This window comes from Arthrobacter sp. R4-81, from assembly GCF_054792365.1.
Genome location: NZ_CP096445.1, coordinates 1,692,303 through 1,714,214, shown reverse-complemented (window position 1 = coordinate 1,714,214; position 21,912 = coordinate 1,692,303). Strand labels below are relative to the sequence as shown.

The 21,912-nt window shown below is 58.3% G+C and carries 24 protein-coding genes and 1 pseudogene; 14 read left to right on the top strand and 11 right to left on the bottom strand.

Features of this window, described 5'->3' with window-relative positions; genetic code table 11:
- Positions 1–76: 76 nt before the first annotated feature.
- The 3 genes and pseudogenes from M1E05_RS08010 to M1E05_RS08000 all read right to left on the bottom strand — a co-directional run.
- Entirely contained in the window at positions 77–1,018 is a 942-nt protein-coding gene (locus M1E05_RS08010) for a type II secretion system F family protein (protein WP_461164954.1), read from the bottom strand.
- Positions 1,015–1,872: a type II secretion system F family protein gene (locus M1E05_RS08005; RefSeq protein WP_461164953.1), complete on the bottom strand. Its 858-nt coding sequence runs from the start codon at positions 1,870–1,872 to the stop codon at positions 1,015–1,017. The genes M1E05_RS08010 and M1E05_RS08005 overlap by 4 nt, the downstream gene beginning before the upstream one ends.
- Positions 1,872–2,126: pseudogene (locus M1E05_RS08000) on the bottom strand (CpaF family protein); the annotation flags it as partial. The gene M1E05_RS08005 and the pseudogene M1E05_RS08000, both read right to left, overlap by 1 nt.
- Before the next feature lie 40 nt (positions 2,127–2,166).
- Between M1E05_RS08000 and M1E05_RS07995 the strand changes: the two are divergent.
- From M1E05_RS07995 to M1E05_RS07955, 9 genes are all read left to right on the top strand, one after another.
- Entirely contained in the window at positions 2,167–3,561 is a 1,395-nt protein-coding gene (locus M1E05_RS07995; protein WP_461164952.1) for a recombinase family protein, read from the top strand.
- Between the two features lie 606 nt (positions 3,562–4,167).
- Positions 4,168–5,460: a DUF3631 domain-containing protein gene (locus M1E05_RS07990; RefSeq protein ID WP_461164951.1), complete on the top strand. Its 1,293-nt coding sequence runs from the start codon at positions 4,168–4,170 to the stop codon at positions 5,458–5,460.
- Positions 5,457–5,633 carry a hypothetical protein gene (locus M1E05_RS07985; protein ID WP_461164950.1) on the top strand — a complete coding sequence of 59 codons (177 nt, stop codon included), beginning with the start codon at positions 5,457–5,459 and terminating at the stop codon, positions 5,631–5,633. The genes M1E05_RS07990 and M1E05_RS07985 overlap by 4 nt, the downstream gene beginning before the upstream one ends.
- On the top strand, positions 5,630–5,887 hold the full coding sequence (locus M1E05_RS07980) for a hypothetical protein (RefSeq protein ID WP_461164949.1): 258 nt from the start codon (positions 5,630–5,632) through the stop codon (positions 5,885–5,887). Before M1E05_RS07985 ends, M1E05_RS07980 begins: the two co-directional genes overlap by 4 nt.
- A gap of 180 nt (positions 5,888–6,067) precedes the next feature.
- Entirely contained in the window at positions 6,068–6,247 is a 180-nt protein-coding gene (locus M1E05_RS07975) for a hypothetical protein (RefSeq protein WP_461164948.1), read from the top strand.
- Positions 6,244–6,495 carry a hypothetical protein gene (locus tag M1E05_RS07970; RefSeq protein ID WP_461164947.1) on the top strand — a complete coding sequence of 84 codons (252 nt, stop codon included), beginning with the start codon at positions 6,244–6,246 and terminating at the stop codon, positions 6,493–6,495. Before M1E05_RS07975 ends, M1E05_RS07970 begins: the two co-directional genes overlap by 4 nt.
- The gene (locus tag M1E05_RS07965; protein WP_461164946.1) at positions 6,496–6,717 is read left to right on the top strand and encodes a hypothetical protein; all 222 of its coding nucleotides are present in this window, start codon (positions 6,496–6,498) and stop codon (positions 6,715–6,717) included.
- The gene (locus M1E05_RS07960; protein WP_461164945.1) at positions 6,710–7,120 is read left to right on the top strand and encodes a helix-turn-helix domain-containing protein; all 411 of its coding nucleotides are present in this window, start codon (positions 6,710–6,712) and stop codon (positions 7,118–7,120) included. Before M1E05_RS07965 ends, M1E05_RS07960 begins: the two co-directional genes overlap by 8 nt.
- Positions 7,121–7,131: 11 nt before the next feature.
- Entirely contained in the window at positions 7,132–7,758 is a 627-nt protein-coding gene (locus tag M1E05_RS07955) for a hypothetical protein (RefSeq protein WP_461164944.1), read from the top strand.
- 121 nt (positions 7,759–7,879) lie between these two features.
- On the opposite strand, the gene M1E05_RS07950 is transcribed toward M1E05_RS07955, so the two are convergent.
- A complete protein-coding gene (locus M1E05_RS07950) occupies positions 7,880–8,107 on the bottom strand; it encodes a hypothetical protein (protein WP_461164943.1) in 228 nt (75 codons plus the stop codon).
- Between the two features lie 127 nt (positions 8,108–8,234).
- Between M1E05_RS07950 and M1E05_RS07945 the strand changes: the two genes are divergently transcribed.
- On the top strand, positions 8,235–9,827 hold the full coding sequence (locus M1E05_RS07945) for a right-handed parallel beta-helix repeat-containing protein (RefSeq protein ID WP_461164942.1): 1,593 nt from the start codon (positions 8,235–8,237) through the stop codon (positions 9,825–9,827).
- Between the two features lie 510 nt (positions 9,828–10,337).
- On the opposite strand, the gene M1E05_RS07940 is transcribed toward M1E05_RS07945, so the two are convergent.
- Together M1E05_RS07940 and M1E05_RS07935 are read right to left on the bottom strand one after the other, a co-directional pair.
- Entirely contained in the window at positions 10,338–10,736 is a 399-nt protein-coding gene (locus M1E05_RS07940) for a hypothetical protein (RefSeq protein ID WP_461164941.1), read from the bottom strand.
- Between the two features lie 168 nt (positions 10,737–10,904).
- Positions 10,905–11,159, bottom strand: a complete 255-nt coding sequence (locus M1E05_RS07935) for a helix-turn-helix domain-containing protein (protein ID WP_461164940.1) — start codon at positions 11,157–11,159, stop codon at positions 10,905–10,907.
- 153 nt (positions 11,160–11,312) lie between these two features.
- Between M1E05_RS07935 and M1E05_RS07930 the strand changes: the two genes are divergently transcribed.
- Positions 11,313–11,678 carry a phage terminase small subunit gene (locus tag M1E05_RS07930; protein WP_461164939.1) on the top strand — a complete coding sequence of 122 codons (366 nt, stop codon included), beginning with the start codon at positions 11,313–11,315 and terminating at the stop codon, positions 11,676–11,678.
- A gap of 237 nt (positions 11,679–11,915) precedes the next feature.
- Here the strand turns inward: M1E05_RS07930 and M1E05_RS07925 are convergent, their stop codons facing one another.
- A complete protein-coding gene (locus M1E05_RS07925) occupies positions 11,916–12,242 on the bottom strand; it encodes a hypothetical protein (RefSeq protein ID WP_461164938.1) in 327 nt (108 codons plus the stop codon).
- A 417-nt stretch (positions 12,243–12,659) separates the two neighbouring features.
- Between M1E05_RS07925 and M1E05_RS07920 the strand changes: the two genes are divergently transcribed.
- Complete coding sequence (locus M1E05_RS07920) at positions 12,660–15,500, top strand: phage tail tape measure protein (protein WP_461164937.1); 2,841 nt, start codon at positions 12,660–12,662, stop codon at positions 15,498–15,500.
- 240 nt (positions 15,501–15,740) lie between these two features.
- On the opposite strand, the gene M1E05_RS07915 is transcribed toward M1E05_RS07920, so the two are convergent.
- Positions 15,741–16,403, bottom strand: coding sequence for a DUF3800 domain-containing protein (locus tag M1E05_RS07915; RefSeq protein ID WP_461164936.1), 663 nt, complete (start codon positions 16,401–16,403; stop codon positions 15,741–15,743).
- A gap of 259 nt (positions 16,404–16,662) precedes the next feature.
- Here M1E05_RS07915 and M1E05_RS07910 point away from each other — a divergent pair, with 259 nt between their 5' ends.
- A complete protein-coding gene (locus M1E05_RS07910; RefSeq protein ID WP_461164935.1) occupies positions 16,663–16,998 on the top strand; it encodes a helix-turn-helix domain-containing protein in 336 nt (111 codons plus the stop codon).
- 53 nt (positions 16,999–17,051) lie between these two features.
- Here M1E05_RS07910 and M1E05_RS07905 read toward each other — a convergent pair whose 3' ends face one another.
- The 3 genes from M1E05_RS07905 to M1E05_RS07895 all read right to left on the bottom strand — a co-directional run bounded on the left by M1E05_RS07905 (position 17,052) and on the right by M1E05_RS07895 (position 18,960).
- The gene (locus M1E05_RS07905) at positions 17,052–17,180 is read right to left on the bottom strand and encodes a hypothetical protein (protein ID WP_461164934.1); all 129 of its coding nucleotides are present in this window, start codon (positions 17,178–17,180) and stop codon (positions 17,052–17,054) included.
- Between the two features lie 55 nt (positions 17,181–17,235).
- Positions 17,236–17,655, bottom strand: a complete 420-nt coding sequence (locus M1E05_RS07900) for a hypothetical protein (protein ID WP_461164933.1) — start codon at positions 17,653–17,655, stop codon at positions 17,236–17,238.
- 162 nt (positions 17,656–17,817) lie between these two features.
- Entirely contained in the window at positions 17,818–18,960 is a 1,143-nt protein-coding gene (locus M1E05_RS07895) for a CpaF family protein (protein ID WP_461164932.1), read from the bottom strand.
- A gap of 691 nt (positions 18,961–19,651) precedes the next feature.
- Between M1E05_RS07895 and M1E05_RS07890 the strand changes: the two genes are divergently transcribed.
- On the top strand, positions 19,652–21,880 hold the full coding sequence (locus M1E05_RS07890) for a lysozyme (RefSeq protein ID WP_458111389.1): 2,229 nt from the start codon (positions 19,652–19,654) through the stop codon (positions 21,878–21,880).
- The last annotated feature ends 32 nt before the right edge of the window (positions 21,881–21,912 follow it).

Genomic DNA, 21,912 nt, shown 5'->3' with positions numbered 1-21,912 from the left:
CTTTCGAGGCTCATTTGGTTCCCATTCTGTGCTGTCTCCGATTGACCCGGGTGTCCGGGGGTTTTTCCAAACATCTCTAAAGGCCCAGGCTGATTGCTGCAAGGCCAGGGAAAACTGCAAAAACTACTGTCAGGGGAAGCACGCCGAACACCACGGGCACCATCATGGCAATCTCCTTTTTGCCCGCCGCCTCCATCAGGTCGCGCTTGGCGGTGTCCCGTACATCCTGGGCCTGGGCCCGCAGCACGTCCGCCAATGGCGTTCCACGCTCCACAGCCACCACTATCCCGTCCACAAATCGCACGAGAGGTCCCAAATCCGTGCGGGCCGAAAACTCCTGCAGCGCTTCCACCAAGGGTTTGCCGGCCCTAGTTTCGGCGAGTACCCGGCTGAACTCCTTGGACAGTTCCCCGCTGGAGCTACGGCAAACCCTGTCGAGCGCTCCCGAAGCGCTCTCCCCTGCGCTCACGGCAAGCGCCATCAACTCTGCGAGGCTGGGAAATTCGGCCATCATCCGGGACTCCCGGGTTTTGATTTGGACGCCGAGCCAATAGTCCCGAAACAGGAAGGCGCAAAGAGCGCTTCCCAGAACAGCAACAACGGCAAGGAATGGAGAAAAACTCCCATTCACAGCCGCTGCGGCCACAACACCCGTTGCGACAAGGAACCCGCAGATCGCCCACAGCACCTGCTCTGCCCGAAAGTCGACAGTGGATTTATTGATACCGGCCTGTGCCATTCGACGGCTCAACACGGACGAACCCATGTTGAGCCTGTTAAGTGAAGCCAGACCATCATGAACAAGCGGGCGGAATATGCGATCCAATAATCCGAACGGAGTGATGCGCTGGCTGTCCTCCAACAAAAGCCGGGACTCGACGTTCTGGGACCTCAGTTGCGGCTCAATGCGCTCGAGAAACGACGGTGGCCGCATGAAGGGAAGACGGGCCAAGAGCAACCACAACCCGGCGCCAAGTGCTGATCCACAAACGAGCGCACTCGCTGACAGCACCGTCATCTCAGAACGCGTTCGTCTTGGGGCAGCGCCCCGATCCGCAGCATGATCGAATAACACACCACAGAGACAACGAGGCCGCCCAAAAGCACCGCAGCACCGAGCGGGGTGTTGTAGGCGGCGACAGCCTCGGGCCGGCTTGCCAACAGCACCATGACAATCCAGGGAGCGGCAACAGCCAAGCGTGCCGCATTCACGGTCCAGGACTGTCTGGCTTCAAGCTCGCTGCGCGTTCGCGCGCTCTCGCGCAGGAACTCGGACAGTGTCCCCAGGAGTCGGCCGAGGTCAGATCCTCCCACGTCGCGTGTGAGCCTCAGGGCCTCGACTATTCGATCTGCAACCGGGTCAGCAAGCCTTTCTTTCAGCCGGTTGAGTGCAGGATCAAACTGGCCGCCGGAACGGTAATCTGCTCCAAAGTCCCGGAAAATGTGGCGGAGTTCTTCGGGTCCTTTGTCGCCCAGCTGGATCAAGGCTTCGGGGAGCGACAGCCCTGCGCGAATAGCCGAGCGTAAGTGGTCAACGACATCCGGCCAGAGCTGTCGCAGGACAGCCGTTCGCTTTATCGCGCGCCACCTGACCAGTGCCACTGGAAACCATCCTCCGAAAAGGCCAAAGCAGCACGAGATCGGCAGTGAGCGGGTCACAATGAAGAACACCAAAGCAACGAAGACCGCAAGTCCCAGACATGTCGCAATCAGGCCAAGCCGTGACACCTTTTCAATCCCGGCATTTCTAAGCAAATCCTCCAAGCGGCTGGTCCTGCGCGGACGCTCCGACCGCTCTCCGGATTCTTCCCACGCAGACCACCAGATCAGGAAGAAGCCCGCCCCAGCCAGCACCCCGAGAAGCGGCGCCATCAGCTCGCCTCGAGCAACGCTGAGACATCGTAGCCGGCACGGGCAAACTTCTCTGACGACGGTATGGAGTTGGGCCGCGGTCGAAGCTGGCCATCGACTAACGCGAAAACCATGGATGACTCAATAACTCCGTTTTCCACCCTGCGGCCCAAGGACAATATCTCGGTGACCTGCCTCCTCCCATTCGCCTGACGGCTGCAGTGCACCACTAGGTCGATACAGGAAGCCACGGTAGGAACAACAAATGCACTGGCGCTCTATGTCAAGGCACTGCAAGCAGAATACGCTTGGGGCATGACTACACGAGCCGCCATCTATTGCCGCATCTCCAAGGACCGCGAGGGCGCAGGCTTGGGCGTACAGCGCCAAGAACAGGACTGCCGGGAGGTGGCCGAGCGACTCGGCTGGAAGGTCGCACGGGTATTCGTCGATAACGACATCAGCGCCTACAGCGGCAAAGTCCGCCCTCAATACCGGCAACTCCTTGAAGCCATTCAGTCAGGAGCCGTAACAGGCGTTATCGCATGGCACACCGACAGGCTGCACCGCTCCCCCCTTGAACTTGAAGAGTACATAGATGCATCTGAGAGCCAAGGCGTCACCACTCAGACCGTCAAGGCAGGGGAAATAGACCTCAGCACGCCATCGGGTCGGGCAGTGGCACGCACATTGGGAGCTTGGGCACGCTACGAATCAGAGCACAAGTCAGAGCGCATCACCAGGAAGAAACTACAGCTCGCCCAAACAGGCGCATTCAGTGGCGGTCCTGTGCCTTTCGGGTGGGCCATCAAACAAGGCACCCCGGAGATAGTAGAAGCTGATGCGAAAGAGATTCGGCAGGCAATTACCGCAGCCATCGCGGGCGCCAGCATCGGATCCCTCGTGCGGGACTTCAACGACCGTGGAGTGTTGACCCGCCGCGGTCAGAAGTGGACTTCAACGGCCATTAGAAACCTGCTGTTGCGTCCAACTAATGCCGGCCTATCAGCCTATAGAGGCGAAATAGTGGGAGTCTCCACTTTCCCTGCCATAATTTCCGAGGATGAATGGCGGACGGTCACTGCGATTATCAAGAATCCCGACCGCCGATCAAATACTGATTCCCGAGTTCGGCACTTACTCGCTGGCATTCTCCGGTGCGGGAACTGCGGAGCAGCAATGAAAACATCCTCACGGCCAGGAAGCACTTCATACGCCTCGAAGTTCTATTACAAGTGCCCTACCCGCGGGAATGGTCACGCATTCCAGACCGCGGAACCGGTGGAATTGCTAATCGCGGATATGGTCGTTGCAAGGCTTGAGCAGCCCGGTGTTATTGCCAGGCTCTCAGGGCCCCAAAACCAGGACCGGCAGCACGAGCTACAGTCTGAGGCTGGGCTTCTCAGGGGGCGTTTGGATGAGGCTGCTAACAGCTTTGCGGATGGTCTGATAACGGCAAAGCAGATGGAGACCATTACTTCACGAGTTGGCGCGAGGCTTGAAGGTGTAACCGCTGACCTCGCAGACACGGCCAGGGCCTCTGTTGTGCCGGCAGCAGCCGAGGAGAACGTTAGAGCGTGGTGGGAGTCTGCTGGGATAGAACGCCAACGCTTAGTAATTGACGCTCTCATGGTCCCGTTCGTGGATCCGATACGAAAGAGTGCCCCAAGGGTGTTCGACCCGCGCCGAATCCGCATCGAGTGGAAGTAAGCCGTCTCACATAGTGAGATTTTCCAGAACAATTTGAGAATTTTTTCGTGAGACTGAATGACACTCTCTGACACGTTGTGACACTCTGTGACATTCTATGGGACTAACGCCGGGGAATAGTACACAGGCTATCCACAGCCCCACAAGCCCTGCCCTCTGTTAATTTGAGCTTCCCTATGGGAAATTTGAATTAGCCGGAGGAGACAAAAGAACCCGCTACTCTTCGCAGGAGTTGCGGGTTCGTCACGTTCGGCCAATAAAAGCAGTTTGCCCACTCATAGGCTGTCATCTCCGAGGAGAAATATTGGCTCACGCTACCCCGGATCCGCGTTCAATCGGATCCGACGATGTACACACAATACCGTCAAATTCTGAGGCAAAGCAAGCCGCGACACGCGCCGCCTATATTGCCCAGGTAATTAGCGAAGCTCCCCCAATTTCAGATGAAGTAATAGACCGGATTGCCGTTCTACTTCGCCCGCGCACCGCAAGTACCAACGCGACACCGTTCATCACACTCGCGGACTACAGCCACTGGGAGATGAAGCGCTACCTCGAAGCACAGGGGCCATCTCGACACGGCTACTTCACCGCCGAGGACGCAGCTTGAGCGCCGATTGGCTGGAAGAAGCTTACGGAGTCAAGCCCGTCGGTTCGTCGGTTCAGGCGGTTCCGTCGGTTCCGTCAGATACCCCCATCAGCGAACCGGTTGCCGCCGTCCTACGAGACCTTCGGGCGCAGTTCGGGCGCTACATCTGCGTAATGGATGACCTCGACTTAGACCTCCTCACACTCTGGACCTTCCACACGCACTTAGCTTTCGAGACCTACTCAACCCCACGGTTGCAGATTGACTCCACAATGCCGGGATCAGGCAAAACCACAGTGTTGGAACATCTATCCCGCTACTGCCTCGATCCCATCCAAGCAGCCTCCCTTTCCTCGCCGGCGCTCCTAACCCGAATGCTCAGCAACGGGATCCGAACCATCCTCATAGATGAAGTGGACAGGTCGCTTGATCCAAAGAAAGACGGCGTAGGGGACCTAATCGCAGTCCTGAACTCTGGATACAAGCGAGGCGCTACACGCCCCGTCCTGGTACCGGGCAAGGGTGGCGAATGGAATGTTGCGGAGATGTCCACCTTCTCCCCGGTAGCAATGGCAGGGAATGCGCCAGCTCTACCGGATGACACCAAGTCACGGTGCATCCGAGTGCTACTCATGCCAGACCTTCACGGAACCGTTGAAACGTCCGATTGGGAAGAGATAGAGGAAGACGCGCAGATGTTGGCTGAACGGATCGGGAACGCCGCGGAGAGCGTAAGGGACTACGTCAAGACGGTTCGTCCCGAATTGCCGCCCGGATGCATAGGTCGAAGTAAAGAGCGCTGGAACCCGCTGAAACGGGTTGCTGCGGCGGCTTCGCCCGAGTGGGAAGCCATAGCGGACAGGCTCATCATCCGGGACTTGGCCGAGCTGGAAATGGACAGGGAAGACGGAATGACCAACCTCCCGCCTGCGGTGATCCTTCTACAGGACATCGCCAAGGTATGGACCGCGGGCCGAGTCTTTATCGCCAGCACGAGCCTTGTGGATGAACTCGTTGAACTCAACCCGCACATGTGGGGTCCGATGAGTAACTACGGCAAGGTGCTCACGGTCCAGCGCTTCGGCAGGATGCTCGTTCAAGCATTCAAGATCCACTCCACTAGGCAGGGCGATTCGAGGCGCGGATACTTCCGCCACCAGTTCGACACCCCATTCCGTCGGATGAATCTGACCCCATCTCCACAAACCGACGGGACTGACGGAACCGCCGAACCGACGGCGATGTGCTTCACGTGTGGAGACCCCCTAAACGTAGGCGAACACCAATACCACCAGGAGTGCGCAGCATGAACCCGACCACAGCCGGCGAACGCTGGCGCAACCTAGCCAACCTCCGTCAGGGCATCATCTCCAAGCTTGAGAGAAAGCTAGACCGGGCCGAGGCCGAGATCACCTCCCTCACAGAATCACTCTCCGCAGCTAACGCAAGACTCGCAATGTACGACCAGCGGGAGGCAGCGTGAAGACATACCGGAACCACAAATGTAACCGGCAGCACCGTAACGCCCGAACGTTCATCCGCTGCGCCATCCCGCGCCACTTCTGGATCCGTGGTGAAGGCGATATCGCCCTGATTGCCTGGTGTGACCAGCCAAGCATCACCCTCTGGGACAACGAGCAAGCTGCCCGCAATTCACTCGATCAAATCAACGACTGGGGCTGTGGACACAAATGCCAGCGCCGCCACGACATCGTGCGAATCGACGTGGCGCGATGACCAGGACCGCTGAGAGTTACGAATCCGAAATCCGTTACTGGCGCGACATGTCGTGGCGCCTCCATCACCAGATACAGGCTCTAAACAACACCCCGGAAACACACACGGACCGCGGCTTGCACCGGGATCCCGTAGGGAACCGAGTGGCACGAAAAATCGACCGAGAAAGAGGTATCTGACATGGCTTACGATCCTTACCGCCCTACCATCACTGACCAGTGGGACTTCATGGCGCAGATCGCCCTTTGGCGCGAACGAGCATTGCACCAAGCGCAGCGTGCCGAGTTCTACAAGCGACTGTCAGAGGCCGAAAAGACCGGCAGTACCGTCAAGCCGTCAGCGAAGGAACCTGCCCTGTGAGCGCCGAAGACACAGCCATATCGCTCATCCGGGCCACCCTCGCAGCGCCGGGAACTGTGACTGACACGGTCCTTATCGAGGCTGTCATGGTGTCCGAGGATCCGCAGCAGCACCACCTGGACACAACCAAGTCACTCGTGCGCTTCTGTACCGGCCTACTCAACCTCATGGGCGGCAACAAACCACAAGTAGCGCTCAACATCCTCGAATCCATCGAAACCGCTTACAAGACCCAGGGGAAGAACTAGATGTTCGACAGCCGACGCGCGCACTACACACGCAACATCTTTGACGGCGAAAGTCTCACCCCGAGGGCTGCGCTGCTCAGTGGTCCGGACGGGAAAGAGCCGGGGGTGGCTATCTTTTCGGGCTCCGAACTGCGGTACGTCCTACGTGAGGACCATGCCATAGCCCTGTGCAACGCCATCGTTGACTCACTGGACGAACACCGGAAACCGGCTGATGGCTAACATCCCACGCCCACCCGAGTCCTACATTCACGGCGTCGCGGCCCCTATCGTTATCGTCCCTGCCCGTGTGGCGACTTGGCTGGAACGGTACGCCGGCCTGAATGACCTCCGGGTCCGTGCCCGCGGAAATGACCCGGAAGTAGACAGTGTCCTTCAGGCCCTCCACCGTGCGGCTCTTCACTGGCGCACTACCGTAACCGGAACCAACCAAGCGCCAGCCCCTGAAGAGCCTGCACAATCAAAGTGGATGGGGACAACGGAAGCCGCCGCAGCACTCGGAATCACAGACCGCGCCGTGCGCCTGGCTATCACCCAGAAACGACTAGCAGCCACCACCCTCAACGGACGTTACCGGCTGCTGCCCGAAGACATCGAACATTTCAAAGCTGCCAAAGCGGCATAGGAGAAACCATCATGGCTACCTACAGCATCACCACTACCCGCGAAGCTACTGAAGCTGAGAAGATCCGCACCGAACAGCGCGACAGCATCGAAGCTATCCGGGCCAACCGCAACCTCAGCCCCGAGGGCAAGAAAGCCCAAATCGCACGCGTCCACCTCCAGGCGAAGAATGAGATCACCAAGCTGGAGAGGCAGGAAGCCGGCAACAGGAAGGCCCGTATCAACGACATCCGCAAGCAGGTCTTCGGGCTTACCGGGTACCAGTCAGCGCAGGACGTCATCTCCTACCGGGACGCTCAGGACCGTGTCGCTGGCCTCGGCACCCAGGACGAACAGAAAGCTATGGCCCTGTACGACCGTGCGGAACTGTCAGGTGACAGCATCCTCGCCGCTGCCCTCGTGAACCGGGCCCTTGAGGCAGGGTGGCTGAACCTAGCCAACACCTACATTGAAGCCAACCCGTACAAGGGCGCGATGGTGGAGGAACTGTGGCACCTTCAGCAGGCTGAACCCGGTGCGAACGGGAGCGTCCAGGAGGAAATCGTCAACTCACTGGCCTTCCATATCCAGAAGCCCACTGAACTGAGCAACACGCACATGGATTCCCAGATCGAAGCCATCGCGAACAGCGCCGACTAGTTGAGGCAGGTTAAAACCTGAGCCCCCCGTTGGTTGAGTATCGATCCTCAACTTTCGGGGGGTACGAGTTCAGTCTGTAAGTCCAAGGATCTGTTGCAACAAGATCCAGAACACTATCCCCCTAGCGGCGCTTTGGGTTCGGCACGAGGGGATTACGGAATTTGTCCACGGGCTTACCGGTCTCTGACTGCTCAATAAGGCGGAACCACTCCGTCGGAGCCCAGGTGTCTATCTCATTCCCTTCGTCATTGAAGGCAGTCAGATGAAAGTCCGTTGAGCAGACCCATGTTGCAGCTTCAACGCGATACGGGTGGACATCATTCGGGATTTCGATGAGAAAAGTTTCCATCCCACGACCCTAGTGGCCTACCCCGAAGTATGGCTGCACCCGACACGCAGCCTCTTAGGCCCAATTAGCCATTTAGCCCGCTTATGGCGGGCTTTTTTGTACCCATATTCAGACATAGGAGACCGCATTGGTCGCGTATAAATACTCTTTCCCCATCGCATGGTTCCGTGGATCCGGACCCAACGCCCCGATCAACAAAGCAGCCAACGCGTCGATCATGATCTACTCGCCCGCAGACACGGGATTCACCACGCCCTTGACTGCTTACGCGGACAAAGAACTCACGACCATCCAGAGCATCGTCACCGACTCAGACGGGGTGGGCGCCGACTTCTACGTGGACAACCTGCCCGACATCGTGTGGGTCTCCGGGGCCAACAAAGGCGACTGGGCAACGTCCCAGTCCCGCCCCGGCTTACGCGGCCCAGCCTCCACAGTCCCCGGACCCCCAGGCGATCCTGGCACACCGGGCACGCCCGGTCTGAACGGCGCCAACGGCGCGACGGTGAAGTGGGCTACCGGGCTGCCAATGGCTGTGGGTGACCCGGTCATCAACCCATCCGGCGACTTGGTAAAGGTCACGACCGCGCACACCTCGGGCGGATCCTACGACCCCGCAATGTTCAGCACCCCATACGACACTGCGGTGGCTGCACGCGTTGGGGAATCTACCAGCGCAACACGCACCGCGATGAACCTTGTCTACGACCCGCTCCTGCTCAACAGCCAGAAGACCGTCCGCAACCGAGACCTCTACCTTGACGCCGTGGCGGAAGGTGCACCCAATACAGGTCTGACCACAGCACAGCCCACCATTGGCGCGTCACACAACTTACTACCCACAGCGGGCGGGCGGATCTTCCTTCGCAAAGGCTCCTATTTGATGACCACGCGTCTGATCGTCACCAAGCAGGGCATGGTCTTGCAGGGAGACGGAATCGACGCAACAAAGCTCCTTCTCGATGCGGCCATGTTCCAAGTAGGCGCGTCAGACGTGCTCATCAAAGACCTGACCATCAAAGGCAACGGCTCGAACGCCCGGTCCCTGTTCCAACTGGTCACCACGGGTGCATTCAAGAACTGGCGCTTCGAGAATGTCAAATTTGATGGTGTCTCGGTAGTAGCCTCACGTGTCGGCGCCGTAGATAACGCTGGGGCGACGATCACCAGCGCGTCCGGTCTTGATTCGTTCGTGGAGTTCAATGGCTGCGAGTTCACCAACTACACCGAAGACGCATCCCTGCATGTCCGCGGCGTCAATCATGTCACCGTCGAGCGGTCGTGGTTTCACAACGCGGGGACGGACATCACTAAGGGCGATCTACTGAAAGTCTCTGCCGGCGCCCAATACTGGCACATTCTCAACAACAGATTCACGGACGGGATGCGCGACGCCATCGACACCTACGACGCTCACCGCGGACTCATCGACGGGAACACGAATCGTCAACATGGGCGTACACGGGATCGAAATGAAAGTCGCCTCAGCTACGGCACCGAACCCCGCCGACCGGGTCAGGGTGACGAACAACCACATCGTCAACGTCGGCACAGCCACGGCGTCCCCAGCAATGCAGCTCGCAGTGTCCAACGTCATCGCTACAGGGAACATGATCGAAGGCGGCACCTCCTACGGGATGCGCTGCGGAAAGTCCACGGACAACGTCACCAACTCCCAAGACATCATCTGGGCGAACAACCACGTCAAGGGCACCACTAGCCACGGGTATCTTCTCAATGGTGTAGACGGGGCGGTCATCCAGGGGAATGCAGCTATCAACTGTGGCGGGTCTGGTTTCCATGCGGCCCTCGGGGGCGTGAACTCACTCATTGTCGGCGGCGCTGCGAATAACCTCTCACGAGGCAGCACATCCGCTGATGTGTGGACATAAGGACTTCTCAAGCTCCTCGTGGCGCCCTTGCCTGATTGCGACTGGCAGGGTAGCCAACATCAACGGAAACGGTTGTGCCCCCCAGCTACAAAACCACTGCTGGGGGTACAACCCAGAGCCCCTGCTATGACTCAGGCGGCGGCTCGCCACCCCCCAACGGACTGAACGAGCCGCCTACCACCAACACCCCAACCGTGTCAGTGATACTAAACCCATACCCGCAGACAGAGAGCAGTAAACGTCTGCTAAGTTCCCTAAAGGCGCACCCTGCTTGATTGAGGCTTGCAGGGCGTGACCTTGTGCCCGTGGCTACAAAACCACGGCTACGGGCACACTCCTTAAGGTGTTGGTGGAGGGACTGCGGGGACATCCAATAGCCCTGGGGCCCATATCTGAACCGCAATAATCGCCAAGTTGACCGCGGCGAAGACGATCATCCCGGCGATCCAGACACGAAAGCTTCGGAACCTGGCGAGGCCATGCTCAGCCCGCGGCGCTTTGTGAGCAACCAGCCAGTCAGGAACCCTGTATTTGCCGTTGGTATAGAAGTACTCCCGGTTACTCAAATGCTGAATTCCGAGGCGTTCCTCCAAGAAGTGAAGATGAGCCCTGTCCATTGCATCAATGAACTGATGTTTAGCCATGAGTTGCATTGATAGCAGGGCGACTACAAGGCCGAGCGTCGCAGAAAGGTAGGTAGCAAACGCTGGCGACGTTGAATTCAGTGCGATGGTCAACAGGAATGCCTGTGCGGTGAGTGCGAATCGTCGGCGTCTGCCAAAGCATCGCATCCTGTTCCAACTCGCGTTGCAAAAGCATCTCGTACGTGAACAGGTTCCTGGCGTTCTCAGTAGCCCAACGACCCGACACTTTACCGGAACGAGAAATCCGGGGCCGTCTAAACATCATGAAGACTCTTCGTCCGATACTTCGCCGGCAGCGATCCGGTCTGCTGTAACTCGGTAGGCCTGGTCGATGTAGTCCTCAAGATCCTTGGCAGCAACACGCCACATCCCGCGGCCACCGATCTGCAACCCACGCAACTCACCAGACTTCAACAACTGACGGACAGTAGGCGTGCCAACGCATAGCTCCTCAGCCACCTGCTCAACAGTCAAGAACCTCGGGCGCTTCGGCACAGCATCATCAGCAACAGTCACCGCACCACACTAACCCGACAACTGACCAAGCCCCTGAACAGTGCCCCCCACACCCCTACGGGGGTGCCCCTAAAGGGGTCCACCTCCCAGACCGCCGGTGAGGGCGCTAGACCGTTTGTGAAGCAGTTAGACCCAACGAAAGGAGGCCGGCACATGCCTGGCCCGAAAGCTAACCCCACTAAGCCGAATTCGCGGCATCGCAGTCCCGGCGCGCGTTCTGGGCTTATTGAATTGCCCGCGGAGGGTTGTGATTTACCTGTCCCACCGCTGCCAAAGTCGGGGAATTGGTCGCCAGAAGATAGGAAATTGTGGAGAAATATCTGGAAAAGTCCGCAGGCGAATGAGTACGACGACTCTTTTGTGCCTGCTGTGGCGGCTTATGTGTGCCATGCCAGGGCTGTTTATGAGGGTAGCGCGAGTGCTTGGCAGGCGCAGGAAATGAGGCACTTAGGCGGGCAACTGGGGCTTACGCCGGCTGGGATGTTAGCCCTTGGTTGGGTGGTCCGTCATGAGCAGTAGAAGGCTCGCCAGACGTGACGCAGTGGCTCCCGTTGTCCCCGTGTCGTTGGATCCTAACAAGATCAGCCAGAGGCAAATTCAGTCCCCTAGAGGTCCGGGGCGGGCGTGGTTCAAGGCCGGTGAGTGTTACCGCGTCAGGGTGGCTGACGTGACCTACGGGTGGGGAGAAGGCCCTGCCGTTTGGGCGGCTGTCCTAGATGGCAGCTTCCGGCCTAACGACTTCGGCAAGCACAACCACTAGGGCGCTGTAATGGGAACCGGCGCCTTCACGGAGAGTTTTTTAACAATTCCAATAATGAGGGCCGGGATGCTCGTGATCACGCCAAGCATGGCAACCATCATCAACGGCGGGAACTGCGCCGCGAAGTATACAAATACCAGCACCCACCCCGCCGGGAATGCTATCACCGCGTAAATGATTGGCGTGTTTCCGGGCTTTCGACCCTGCTCACGGTACGTAGCGAGCGCCACGCATACGGCCACGGCGGCAATGACAAACAAACCAACGTCCACTGCCGTTAGAACCGCGACAGCGTCACCTCTGACGCCACCGAAAGCCAGCATGAGGACGACGCCCAGAACAATGCCGACGAATCGCGACGAGCCCAGAAATTCTAAAAAGCTTCCCCTGATTATTCATGTCGCAACTGTAACCGGCAAATACAGACAAATAGAACACAATTCCGGATCACTTCCGTTAGCAAACAAGTCAATAAATAGCAGTAATCAATTTGCGGCCCGCTTATGGCGGGCTTTTTTGTACCCAAAAGAGAGTAGGTCAACATGGCTGAGCGCCGTGTGAGTGTGAAGTTCAGCGCTGAGATCCAAGGATTCAAGCGGTCAATGGCTGAAGCCGCAGCAGCCACAGAGAAGGTAAAGAAGGCGTCTGAGGATTCGTCTAAGGCTGCGGATACGTATCTTGGCCGGCTGGTGCAGTCTGCGGATAAGAACCGTGAGGCTTGGGATAAGGCTGGCGGGACGATGCTGGGCTTTGGGACTGCCGCGGTTGGTGGTCTGGCGTTGGCTGGTAAGGCTGCGATGGATTGGGAGTCTGCCTGGGCCGGTGTGACGAAGACTGTTGATGGTACGCCCGCGCAGATGGATGAGCTTGAGGCGTCTTTGCGTGGTCTGGCTAAGACGTTGCCGTCCACGCATGAGGAGATCGCTGGTGTGGCTGAGGCTGCGGGCCAGTTGGGTGTGAAGCGTGAAGATGTTATTGGTTTCACGAAGACGATGGTCGATCTTGGTGAGACGACGAACCTGACGGCTGAGGAAGCTGCGACCTCCATTGCCCAGATTTCTAACGTGATGGGCACGATGGAGCGGGACGGGTCTAAGGGTGTTGAGCGTTTCGGTGCGACCCTTGTTGCTCTTGGAAACGCTGGTGCGTCTACTGAGGCTGAGATCCTGGAGATGGCTAAGCGGATCGCTGGTGCCGCGAAGCTTGTTGGTGCTTCTGAGTCTGATGTTTTGGCGTTGTCGAATGCGATGGCTTCGGTTGGTATTGAGGCGCAGCTCGGCGGTGGCGTGATTAGCCGTGTCATGCAGCGCATGTATGGGGATGTGAAGGAGGGCGGCGAGGGCCTGGATAACTTGGCGAAGGTCGCCGGGGTGTCCTCTAAGGAGTTCGCTACAGCTTTCGAGACTGACCCCGTGCGGGCTGTTGACATGATGGTCAAGGGCCTAGGACGAGTTAAGGCTGAGGGCGGCGACGTTATCGCGACGATGTCCGATTTGGGCATCAAGGGCACGGAAGAGACGGGCGTTATCCTGCGTCTGGCTGGTGCTGGCGACCTGCTCGCGGAGTCGCTGAAGCTTGGCGATGATGCTTGGTCCTCAAACTCTGCTCTGGCTGAGGAAGCTGCTAAGCGGTACGAGACGACCGAGTCCAAGGTCAAGGTTGCTTGGAACAATATCAAGGACGCGGCTATCGAGGCTGGCGCAGTGTTGCTGCCGATCATCGCTGGTGTTGCCGAGTCTGTTGCCGGCATGGCGCAGGCGTTCGGTAACCTGCCTGAGCCCGTGAAGGGTGTCCTGACCGTCCTTGGTAGCGTCGTTGGTGTTGCTGCTCTCGGTGCTGGTGCGTTCCTGACCTTGACGCCTAAGATCCTTGATACCGTGCAGGCGTTCAACACGTTGGCGCCCGCCGGCTCTAAGGCTGCCACGACGCTTAGTAAGGTCGGAAAGGCGGCGGGCGCCGCTGGTGCTATCGCAACGGTGACGCTGATCCTTGCGAAGCTCGCCGAATCTGACTACATGTCCAAGATCGACACCGGGATGGGTAGAGTATCGCTCGCGCTCGCTGATATCGCCACCAACTCACCGGACGCGGCTACATCCCTAGATCAGGTATTCAAGGATCGCGACGGCGGCGACCTCATCAACACCGTTGACGGCCTTGGGTCTGCTCTGAAGAGGACGTTCAATAAGGACGCCGGCCAATCGTTCAACGATTGGGGCGAGGGTATCGCCAACACGTTCACCGGTCTTGAGGGCTCCACCCACATCCTCGAAGGCGCATTCAACCGCCTCGATCAGGGCCTGGCTGAGCTGGTGTCAGGCGGCAAGCAAGAAGATGCAGCTAAAGCGTTTGAGAAGATCAAGAAGGCTGCCGAAGAGCAAAAGGTACCTGTCGAGGAACTGGTAAAGAAGTTCCCCCAGTATGCGGATGCACTAAAGGCAGCGGAAGCCGCGCAGAAGACGGCCGCGGCCGAAGGAAAGAACCTTGACGGCTCACTCACCGACGCAGGCAAGGCTGCGGAGGTTGCGGCAGGACAAGCGGAGGAAATCGAGAAAGCGCTAGATGAAGTCGGTATCGCCGCAGACGGTTCAGTGGTGGATATTGACAAGTTCGCCACTTCGCTATTCAATGCCGGACTGTTGAGCTTGTCTGCTTCAGATGCCAATATCGCCTACCAAGATGCAATCGACAACCTGACCGAATCCGTCACCACTAATGGCACGACGCTCGATATCAACACGGAGCAGGGGCGGGCTAACCAGTCCGCGTTCAACGGCATTGCTAAGGCTGCAATGACAGCCGCTGAAGCCACCGCTGCGGAAACGCTGAAAACACAGGGGTCAGCAGCGGCGCAGGCTCAGCTTCAGGGATCTCTCCGGACCAGCTACGACGACCTAATCCGCGCCGCAGGGCAGTTCGGCATAGTTGGTGACGAAGCGGACACGATGGCCCGCAAGGCTCTCGGCGTCCCGAAGAACGTCAACATCGATGCAGCGATCCAGGACCACGCATCCAAAACGCTCGACGGGATCAAGGGTAAGGCTGATGCTCTCCCTGCCCGCAAGGATATCTCCGTGGTCACCACGTATACGGAGGTTGATCTGCGCCGTGATGATGCGATGGCACGACGTGGGCAGGCTACTGGCGGCATTCTCCGGGGCTATTCGGAGGGTGGGCAGTTGCCCTCCAGTGGTCCGGGTACTGGCGTCACTGACGGGTTCCTGGGTGTGTCCTCGGCGGGTGTTCCGGTCGCAAGGCTGGACGCTAACGAGTGGATCATCAACGGTCCATCGTCTGAAAAGTACAACCGGGAGTTGGCGGCGATTAATGCCGGGACTTTCCCGAAGCTTCCTGGTTATGCGAATGGTTCGCGTGCTGGTCGTGAGTATTCGGCGCAGCAGCTCGGGTATGCGCCGGCTGCGGCGGCTGGGTCTCTAGGAGATGTCACCGTGTTCGTCACCAACCCGTTCACTGGCGAGGAAGTCCAGGGCATCGTACGGAACGTTTCGACGCAGGTTACTTCGGCTGCTTTGGGTTCTGCTTCTCGTGGTTCGTCTTATCAGAGGGGTGGTCATCAGTGAGTCATCCTGGACGGTCATGAGTTGATCTGACGCGGGGAAACTCTGGCCAGAACAATAATGGCTGAGTTTCCCCGCGTCATGCGTAAAACGTGGCACCGCATACCCGTAGTGGGCTGAACCGTGGCCCTAAGCTTGAATAGAGGCGTCGAAACACATATGCTGGTTAGGCGAGGTTCCGTCCATGTACATGGGTTGCGGGGTCTGGCTTCGATAAGGCTCCTGTAATGGGAGCTTTTTTCGTTAAGTCGGGCAATTACAGTGCGCGTCCCACTCACGCTGGTGCAGGAATTTCTGCATCCACGGCCACATGAACGCGCGAGGCTGGAAAAGTTCGTGGCCCTGGAATAGCGTGTAGGCCGCCAAATCTGCCATTTGGACAAGCTGGCTATGCTTGCTGTCCTGCTTCCATGGGTCCTCTAGAACGCGACGGTCGTCCAGCTTGAGACGGCGGTGCGCCTTCTTGTGTTCTGTGTCGCTGTCCTCGCCATCCACTATGACGATGGCGCAGCTGTCTTCCGCGGCGAGGAGAGTCTCAAGTCTCTTGAGTAGTCTCTCGTAGCACTGTGCCGGAGTAATAAGGGTGTCCTGATAGGAGACGATGCGTACGTGCTCCAACTGTCCGATCTTCAACACGGCATGGTTGAGAAGTTTCTTACGTCGTCCTGCATCTGTATTTACGCCGTACTTCACGCCCGGCGCAAGGATATTCTTGCCCGCCTGGACAACTTCCGCGGCGTGAAGTTCCACGTCAGCCGGCACCTCAAAGACCTTGTAGACGTTGGCACGAAATGTGAGCCACTCGCGGAGCGTTTCGCTCCACCTCTCGGCTGGAATCAAAAGCGCCAGATAGACGGCACGGTTCTCGTTGCCGGAGTCGTCGATATATGCGATGTAGGTAGTCAAGTCTTGGCCCCAATAGGTGATCGGTTTCCCATAGCATATGGGTCCGCGCAGTAATTTCAGGCTTCGGATCCCGATGTCACAGCACGCAACTACTCTTTGCTTTGTGGTGAAGACAGATGTTGAAGTGGTAGGCAAGATGCTGGATGAGTTGCTAGCAAAGCCCCAACTGGCCCCGTATGAGGATCTGGAGCCCGACTACGAGTTCATGCCAGCCCCGACGTGCGGCTGTTCGTGTCACTAACTGGTTAGGATCGACGCTGTGGAAGAAGAAGCTACAGGCGGAGAAACCCAGCGGCGTGACAGGCTACCCGCCGAGTACCTGTACTTCACCATTGGTGACGTTGCAGAAATGCTCGACATGAGCGCCAGAAGTGTTGGCGTGTTGATGAAGAAGGAGCGGTGGCCGCACTCGAAGTATGGGACCAGGATCCTGTTTGACCATTCAGATCTTGACGCTATCCGCGCAATGCACCGTGTAGACGTGGCACTGAAGGCACGTCCTACGCACATCGGCACCGAGCGGTCCCGCAGACTCGCCCACTCCTACAACGTGAGAAACGGGCTGGTAGAGCAACGGTACACGGGGCCACGCTAACCCCACACGAGAGCCACTCCAAGCAAGGTCAGCCTGTCGCGGGCTTTTCTCACTCAGTTGTCAGCGCGGCATTCCTCTTTATCTTCCAAATGCTCGGTGTTGAAGTGTGTATATCCATGCACCCGCGCATCAGCTAGGTACTTCTTTGTGAACTCTTCGAATTGTGTATCTTCCTCAGTCATGGCCAAAGTTTAATGCCGTCAGGAGAAGACGGATAGAGCAGGAATATTTGGGGGCCTACGCAACCAGTCCGCTGGGACCAAATCTGAATTGCATGACAGGGCACAGACGGCACTCCAAACAACCAGCCGCAACAGCCTGCTCATCAGTGAGAGTCGCGGCACGATCCATTAGTACCTGGCGTGTCACTTCGCGTCCCTTCGCAGCTTCTTTGATCGAATCGCCGGTACACCCTCCTGACATGTCTGGGAGGAGTCTTCGCGCCGTTTCGTAGCGAACCATCATTTCGACGGCTTCCACTTGGTGCGTGCTGTGGCCATGCTCAAGGTGGATTTCCTCGTGCATCACTGCGCACTTCAACTGGGCGGCGTTTAGCCTGTCATCGGCGTAGATGTTGACTCCGTCGGTCGCGGCTGCCATCCCATCGGGCATACGCCGACGAATGATAGGCAGGCTCGCGGCGATTGTTTCCCCCATGATTGCCACCCCGGAAAGTTGAGTTGTGAGACCGCAACGGGTTGAGACCAATTGAATCCCGTTGCCTGTGATTATGGCAGAGCGGTTAGCTGACTACGCGGATATCTTCGCTGTGGAGCAGCGCAGCTTTTGCGTCCGTCTTGGTCCGGAACCCGCCGAACGTCACGGCGCCGCACGTATCGCATGACGCTGCGTACCCCTTCTGCTGGCCCTGGTCACCGTAGGTGCCGCGCTCGAAAGCGATGATCTTGTGTTTCGAATTATTGTGCATTGCCTGCGCCTAACCTTCGGAACTTCAGCAAATCCTTGCTGTGTCTTGAGATTAAACGCACTTGAAATGTTCTCGCCCGCCAACAACGGCAGCGTGCAGATTTTGGTCACGGCATCGTGAGCTGAGTTGGCATGGACTGTGCACATTCCTGGCAGACCTGAATTCAGTGCAATAAGCATGTCCAGGCTTTCCGCCTCCCTGACCTCGCCTACGACCAGCCGGTCCGGCCTCATGCGAAGTGCTTCCTTTACAAGGCGGCGCAGGGGGATTTCGCCCTCCCCTTCAAGGTTGGCTTGACGGCATTGCAGTCCGACTACGTCCCGGAGCGGGAACTGCAGCTCGAAGATCTCCTCCACGGTGATCACGCGTTCACGTGTCCCGATGCTTGCCGCGAGGCAGTTGAGCATAGTCGTTTTGCCCGCTTGTGTTGCTCCCGAGACGAGAATGTTCAACCCGCTCGAAACTGCGGCGCCAAGAAACCGTGCTGACTGAGGAGTCAGGGTGCCAAGCTCAACCAAATGCTCCAGCCTGCTTGCCTTGACGATGAACTTCCGGATATTGACAGCCCAATGGCGTCTGGTCACGTCAGGAATGACGACGTGGAGACGGGATCCATCGGGAAGCGCGGCATCCACAAAGGGTGACGACATATCCAGCCGCCTGCCGGAGCTCTTCAACATCCGCTCTACGAGGTCCCTGACCTGCTGATCGGTCAGGCTGAGCGAGGTCAGCTCCGATTCACCGTTACGTGCCACGAAAATCTCGTTTGGAGCATTGAGCCAGATTTCCTCGATGGTGGGATCGTCCAGCAATGGCTGCAAGGTTCCGAATCCGGCTACTGCATCAAAAACGAAGCGCCGGGCCGTGTCCAGAGACCCGATGGGCGGCAGGGGTCCCATAAGCGCGCGCTCATCATAATCATTGACAGCCGCCTCCACGAGCCTCCGCACTTCGCCCGCCTGCAGCAGCGGATCCAGGCCCCTTCGGCGGATAAGCTCCCGTACTTCATCCTCGACGATCTGGACCGCGTCCATATGTTCCCCAATACGTCTGCCACCCCCGGCTGAGGCAGTGCAATTGGCTTAAAGCTAGAGCAGGGTACACGCATGGACAAAGTCAAACAGTGGTGACTGTGGAAAACTTCAGTGCCTTTGGTCACAGCGGTAACAACAGAAACACTGGTTTCATTGATGCGGCGATGTTATCGTGAGCCCGTTACGCCAGATATTTCCAAGTTCAGCGGCCTCTGGTTGTCTGACTGGACACGCAACTTAGTGCCGGGCTCGGGGGAGCTTGGCATGGTTCCCGGAGCTATAAATGATGCACTCACGTGTACGGTCTCAATCCCGGCAAAAATTCCTCGTGCCCGCCGTCCTTTTAACTGTCTCGCTACTGGCAGGTCCCTGGATCGTGATGCCAGCAAGTGCAACGGGAACTGAACCTGCGCCACCTCCCTCTTCCGCTCCTCCTGTTCCGCCGACCACCTCCACTCCTCCTGCTCCGGAGCCGCCGGCGGCCCCCTCTCCCGCACCCTCCCCCGCTTCCGAACCACCAGCTTCCGCACCCCCGGCCCCGGCCCTTGCACCGGACCCCTCGAAACGTCCCAGCCCAAGCGCAATGGCCCAAGCGATAGGGCCGGGCGGGGCTGAAATGGGCCAACGGTCTTCGCGAGTGGTTGCCAGCAAAGAAGATGCAACTGAGAAACAGCCCCCTGCCTTGGAATCCATGACCACGCAATCCATCGAAACTCAGGGCACCTGGATGCCCACCTTCGGAGTGCAAGGGCTGGATGTCAGCGGTCACCAGACCAGCGTCAACTGGCAGCAGCAATGGAACATGGGCGCCAGGTTCGCCTACGTCAAGGCAAGTGAGGGCAACTACTACACCAACGAGCTTTACAGTTCGCAGTACCAGGGATCCCGCAACGTCGGCATGATTCGAGGGGCCTACCACTTCGCCATTCCCAACTGGTCATCGGGATCCGATCAGGCACGATACTTCGTGAACAACGGCGGAGGCTGGTCGGCTGATGGCTACACACTCCCACCGGTGCTGGACTTCGAGTTCAACCCTTATGCTGGCCGCACCATTGACGGATTCTATTTCGGCGACACCTGCTACGGCATGTCCCCCGCCCAGCTGACGTCGTGGGTACGTGACTTCGGAAACACCATGCTCGCCCTGACCGGCAGGCTGCCCGTGATCTACACCAACACCTCCTGGTGGAAGCAGTGCACGGCTGACGCTGCCGGTTTCGGTAGCTATCCGCTGTGGATAGCGGCCTACCCGAGTTCTCCGACCAACAATGCGGGAGCTGTTCCTTCCAGCTGGAGCTCCTACAGCATGTGGCAGTACAGCAGTACAGGACCATTCGCCGGCGACTCCAACGTCTGGAACGGGACTTACGAGAACCTGCAGGATTTCGCGCGCTTCGCTGACGGCTATGGTGCCCGTTTCGCCATCGGTCCCAACGGCGGCACCATCTACGTCGTGGGAAACAAGACCAAATACCCGATCCCCAACTGGGAGACCTACCAGCTTTACTCCCGCGTCAACTCCCTGACCCGGGTCACCCAGCAATATTTGGACGCGTTGCCTACAGGTCCAGTGGTGGGCCGGTTCGCTAGGTCCGCCGACGGTTCGATCTATCTGATCGATTCGGGACGAAGATTCCACGTCCCCAGCTGCGGCATGATGAGCGATTTCGGCGGAGGCAACTGCACGAACTGGATACCCCTGTCGGGCGCCCAGCTGGGAATGTATACCGACGGCGGCATGCTGGCAAACGCCACCTCTTCGCCCACCGGAAAGCTCTTTTATGTCACGGGCGGCACGAAGCGCGAGTTCTTCGATGCACCGTCCCTCAGCCGCGCCGGCTTGCCTGCAGCCGTGATTCCTGCCAGTGATGCCCTGACCGCTTCGATGCCCTATGGGGCTCCCATTGTCCGCCAAGACGTGATCGTGGTGAACAGAAACACCCGGGAAGCATTCCTCTATACCGTCAACAAACTGCTGCCGGTCCCGACCTCCATCAATGCCGACAACGTTTGGGCGAGAGGAATCACCGCTGCTGCCCTCGATCCGCAGTCCCTTACCCAACTGGCCAAAGGCCCGGCGTTCATAGGATTCGCCGGAAACACGGCTGGAACCGCCAAGTTCGTCATCGGCTCAAACTATAAATATCTGATGTCGTCGGCCAGCCAATGGCCATCAACAACCGTCCAATTTTCAGACACCCTCCTGAATGCCATTGGCTCAGGCAGTTCGGTTGGCAGCCCAGCTTTCCTCAAATCAGTCAATTCGCCCGTGATTTATCGCTACGAAAACCAAGTAGCCCGGGAAGTTCCCAACCTGACCACTCTTTATCAATTCGGTGAGGGGCGGATTCCGCCTATCTATTCGTTGGCACCGAATACAGTCAACTCGCTGGCAAAAGGACCTACTCTGCTCCCGGCGGCCAAGCTCTATGTCGGCGATGCCAGCCCTGTCGTCTACCTCGTTGATGGAGCCAACAAGGCGCTTCAACTCGAGGATTTCAGGATCACTGACAGCATGGGGATCGGCGGTTACACCCGCGTCCCGCAAAGTGTCCTGTCCCTTTACACCAACACGGGTACTGTCCTGCCGGCCGTGACCTGCGGATCCACAAAGTTCCTGGGCTACCGTGGCGGTCTGTGGCGGCTCCCTGCCACCACTGGAACTGCCCAGCTGCCTGCACGGGTCCTTGAAGGGTCAACCTGCAGTTCGTTGCCCACTCCCCGAGGGAATATCGACAGCACGGTGTTCGTGAAGGCGCTCGACAACCCGGTGGTTTATCTGCTCCAGGACGGTGTCAAGAAGCCGGTGTCTTCCTGGTCAAGGCTGATGGAACTGAACCAGGGAAGCAGCTTTCCCGTAATCGCGGACTACGCACCCAGCGCCCTTGCTGCCATCCCCACCGGCAATCCGGCCTAGGCAGGGCTTTCGCGGCACAACAAAAGGAGGGC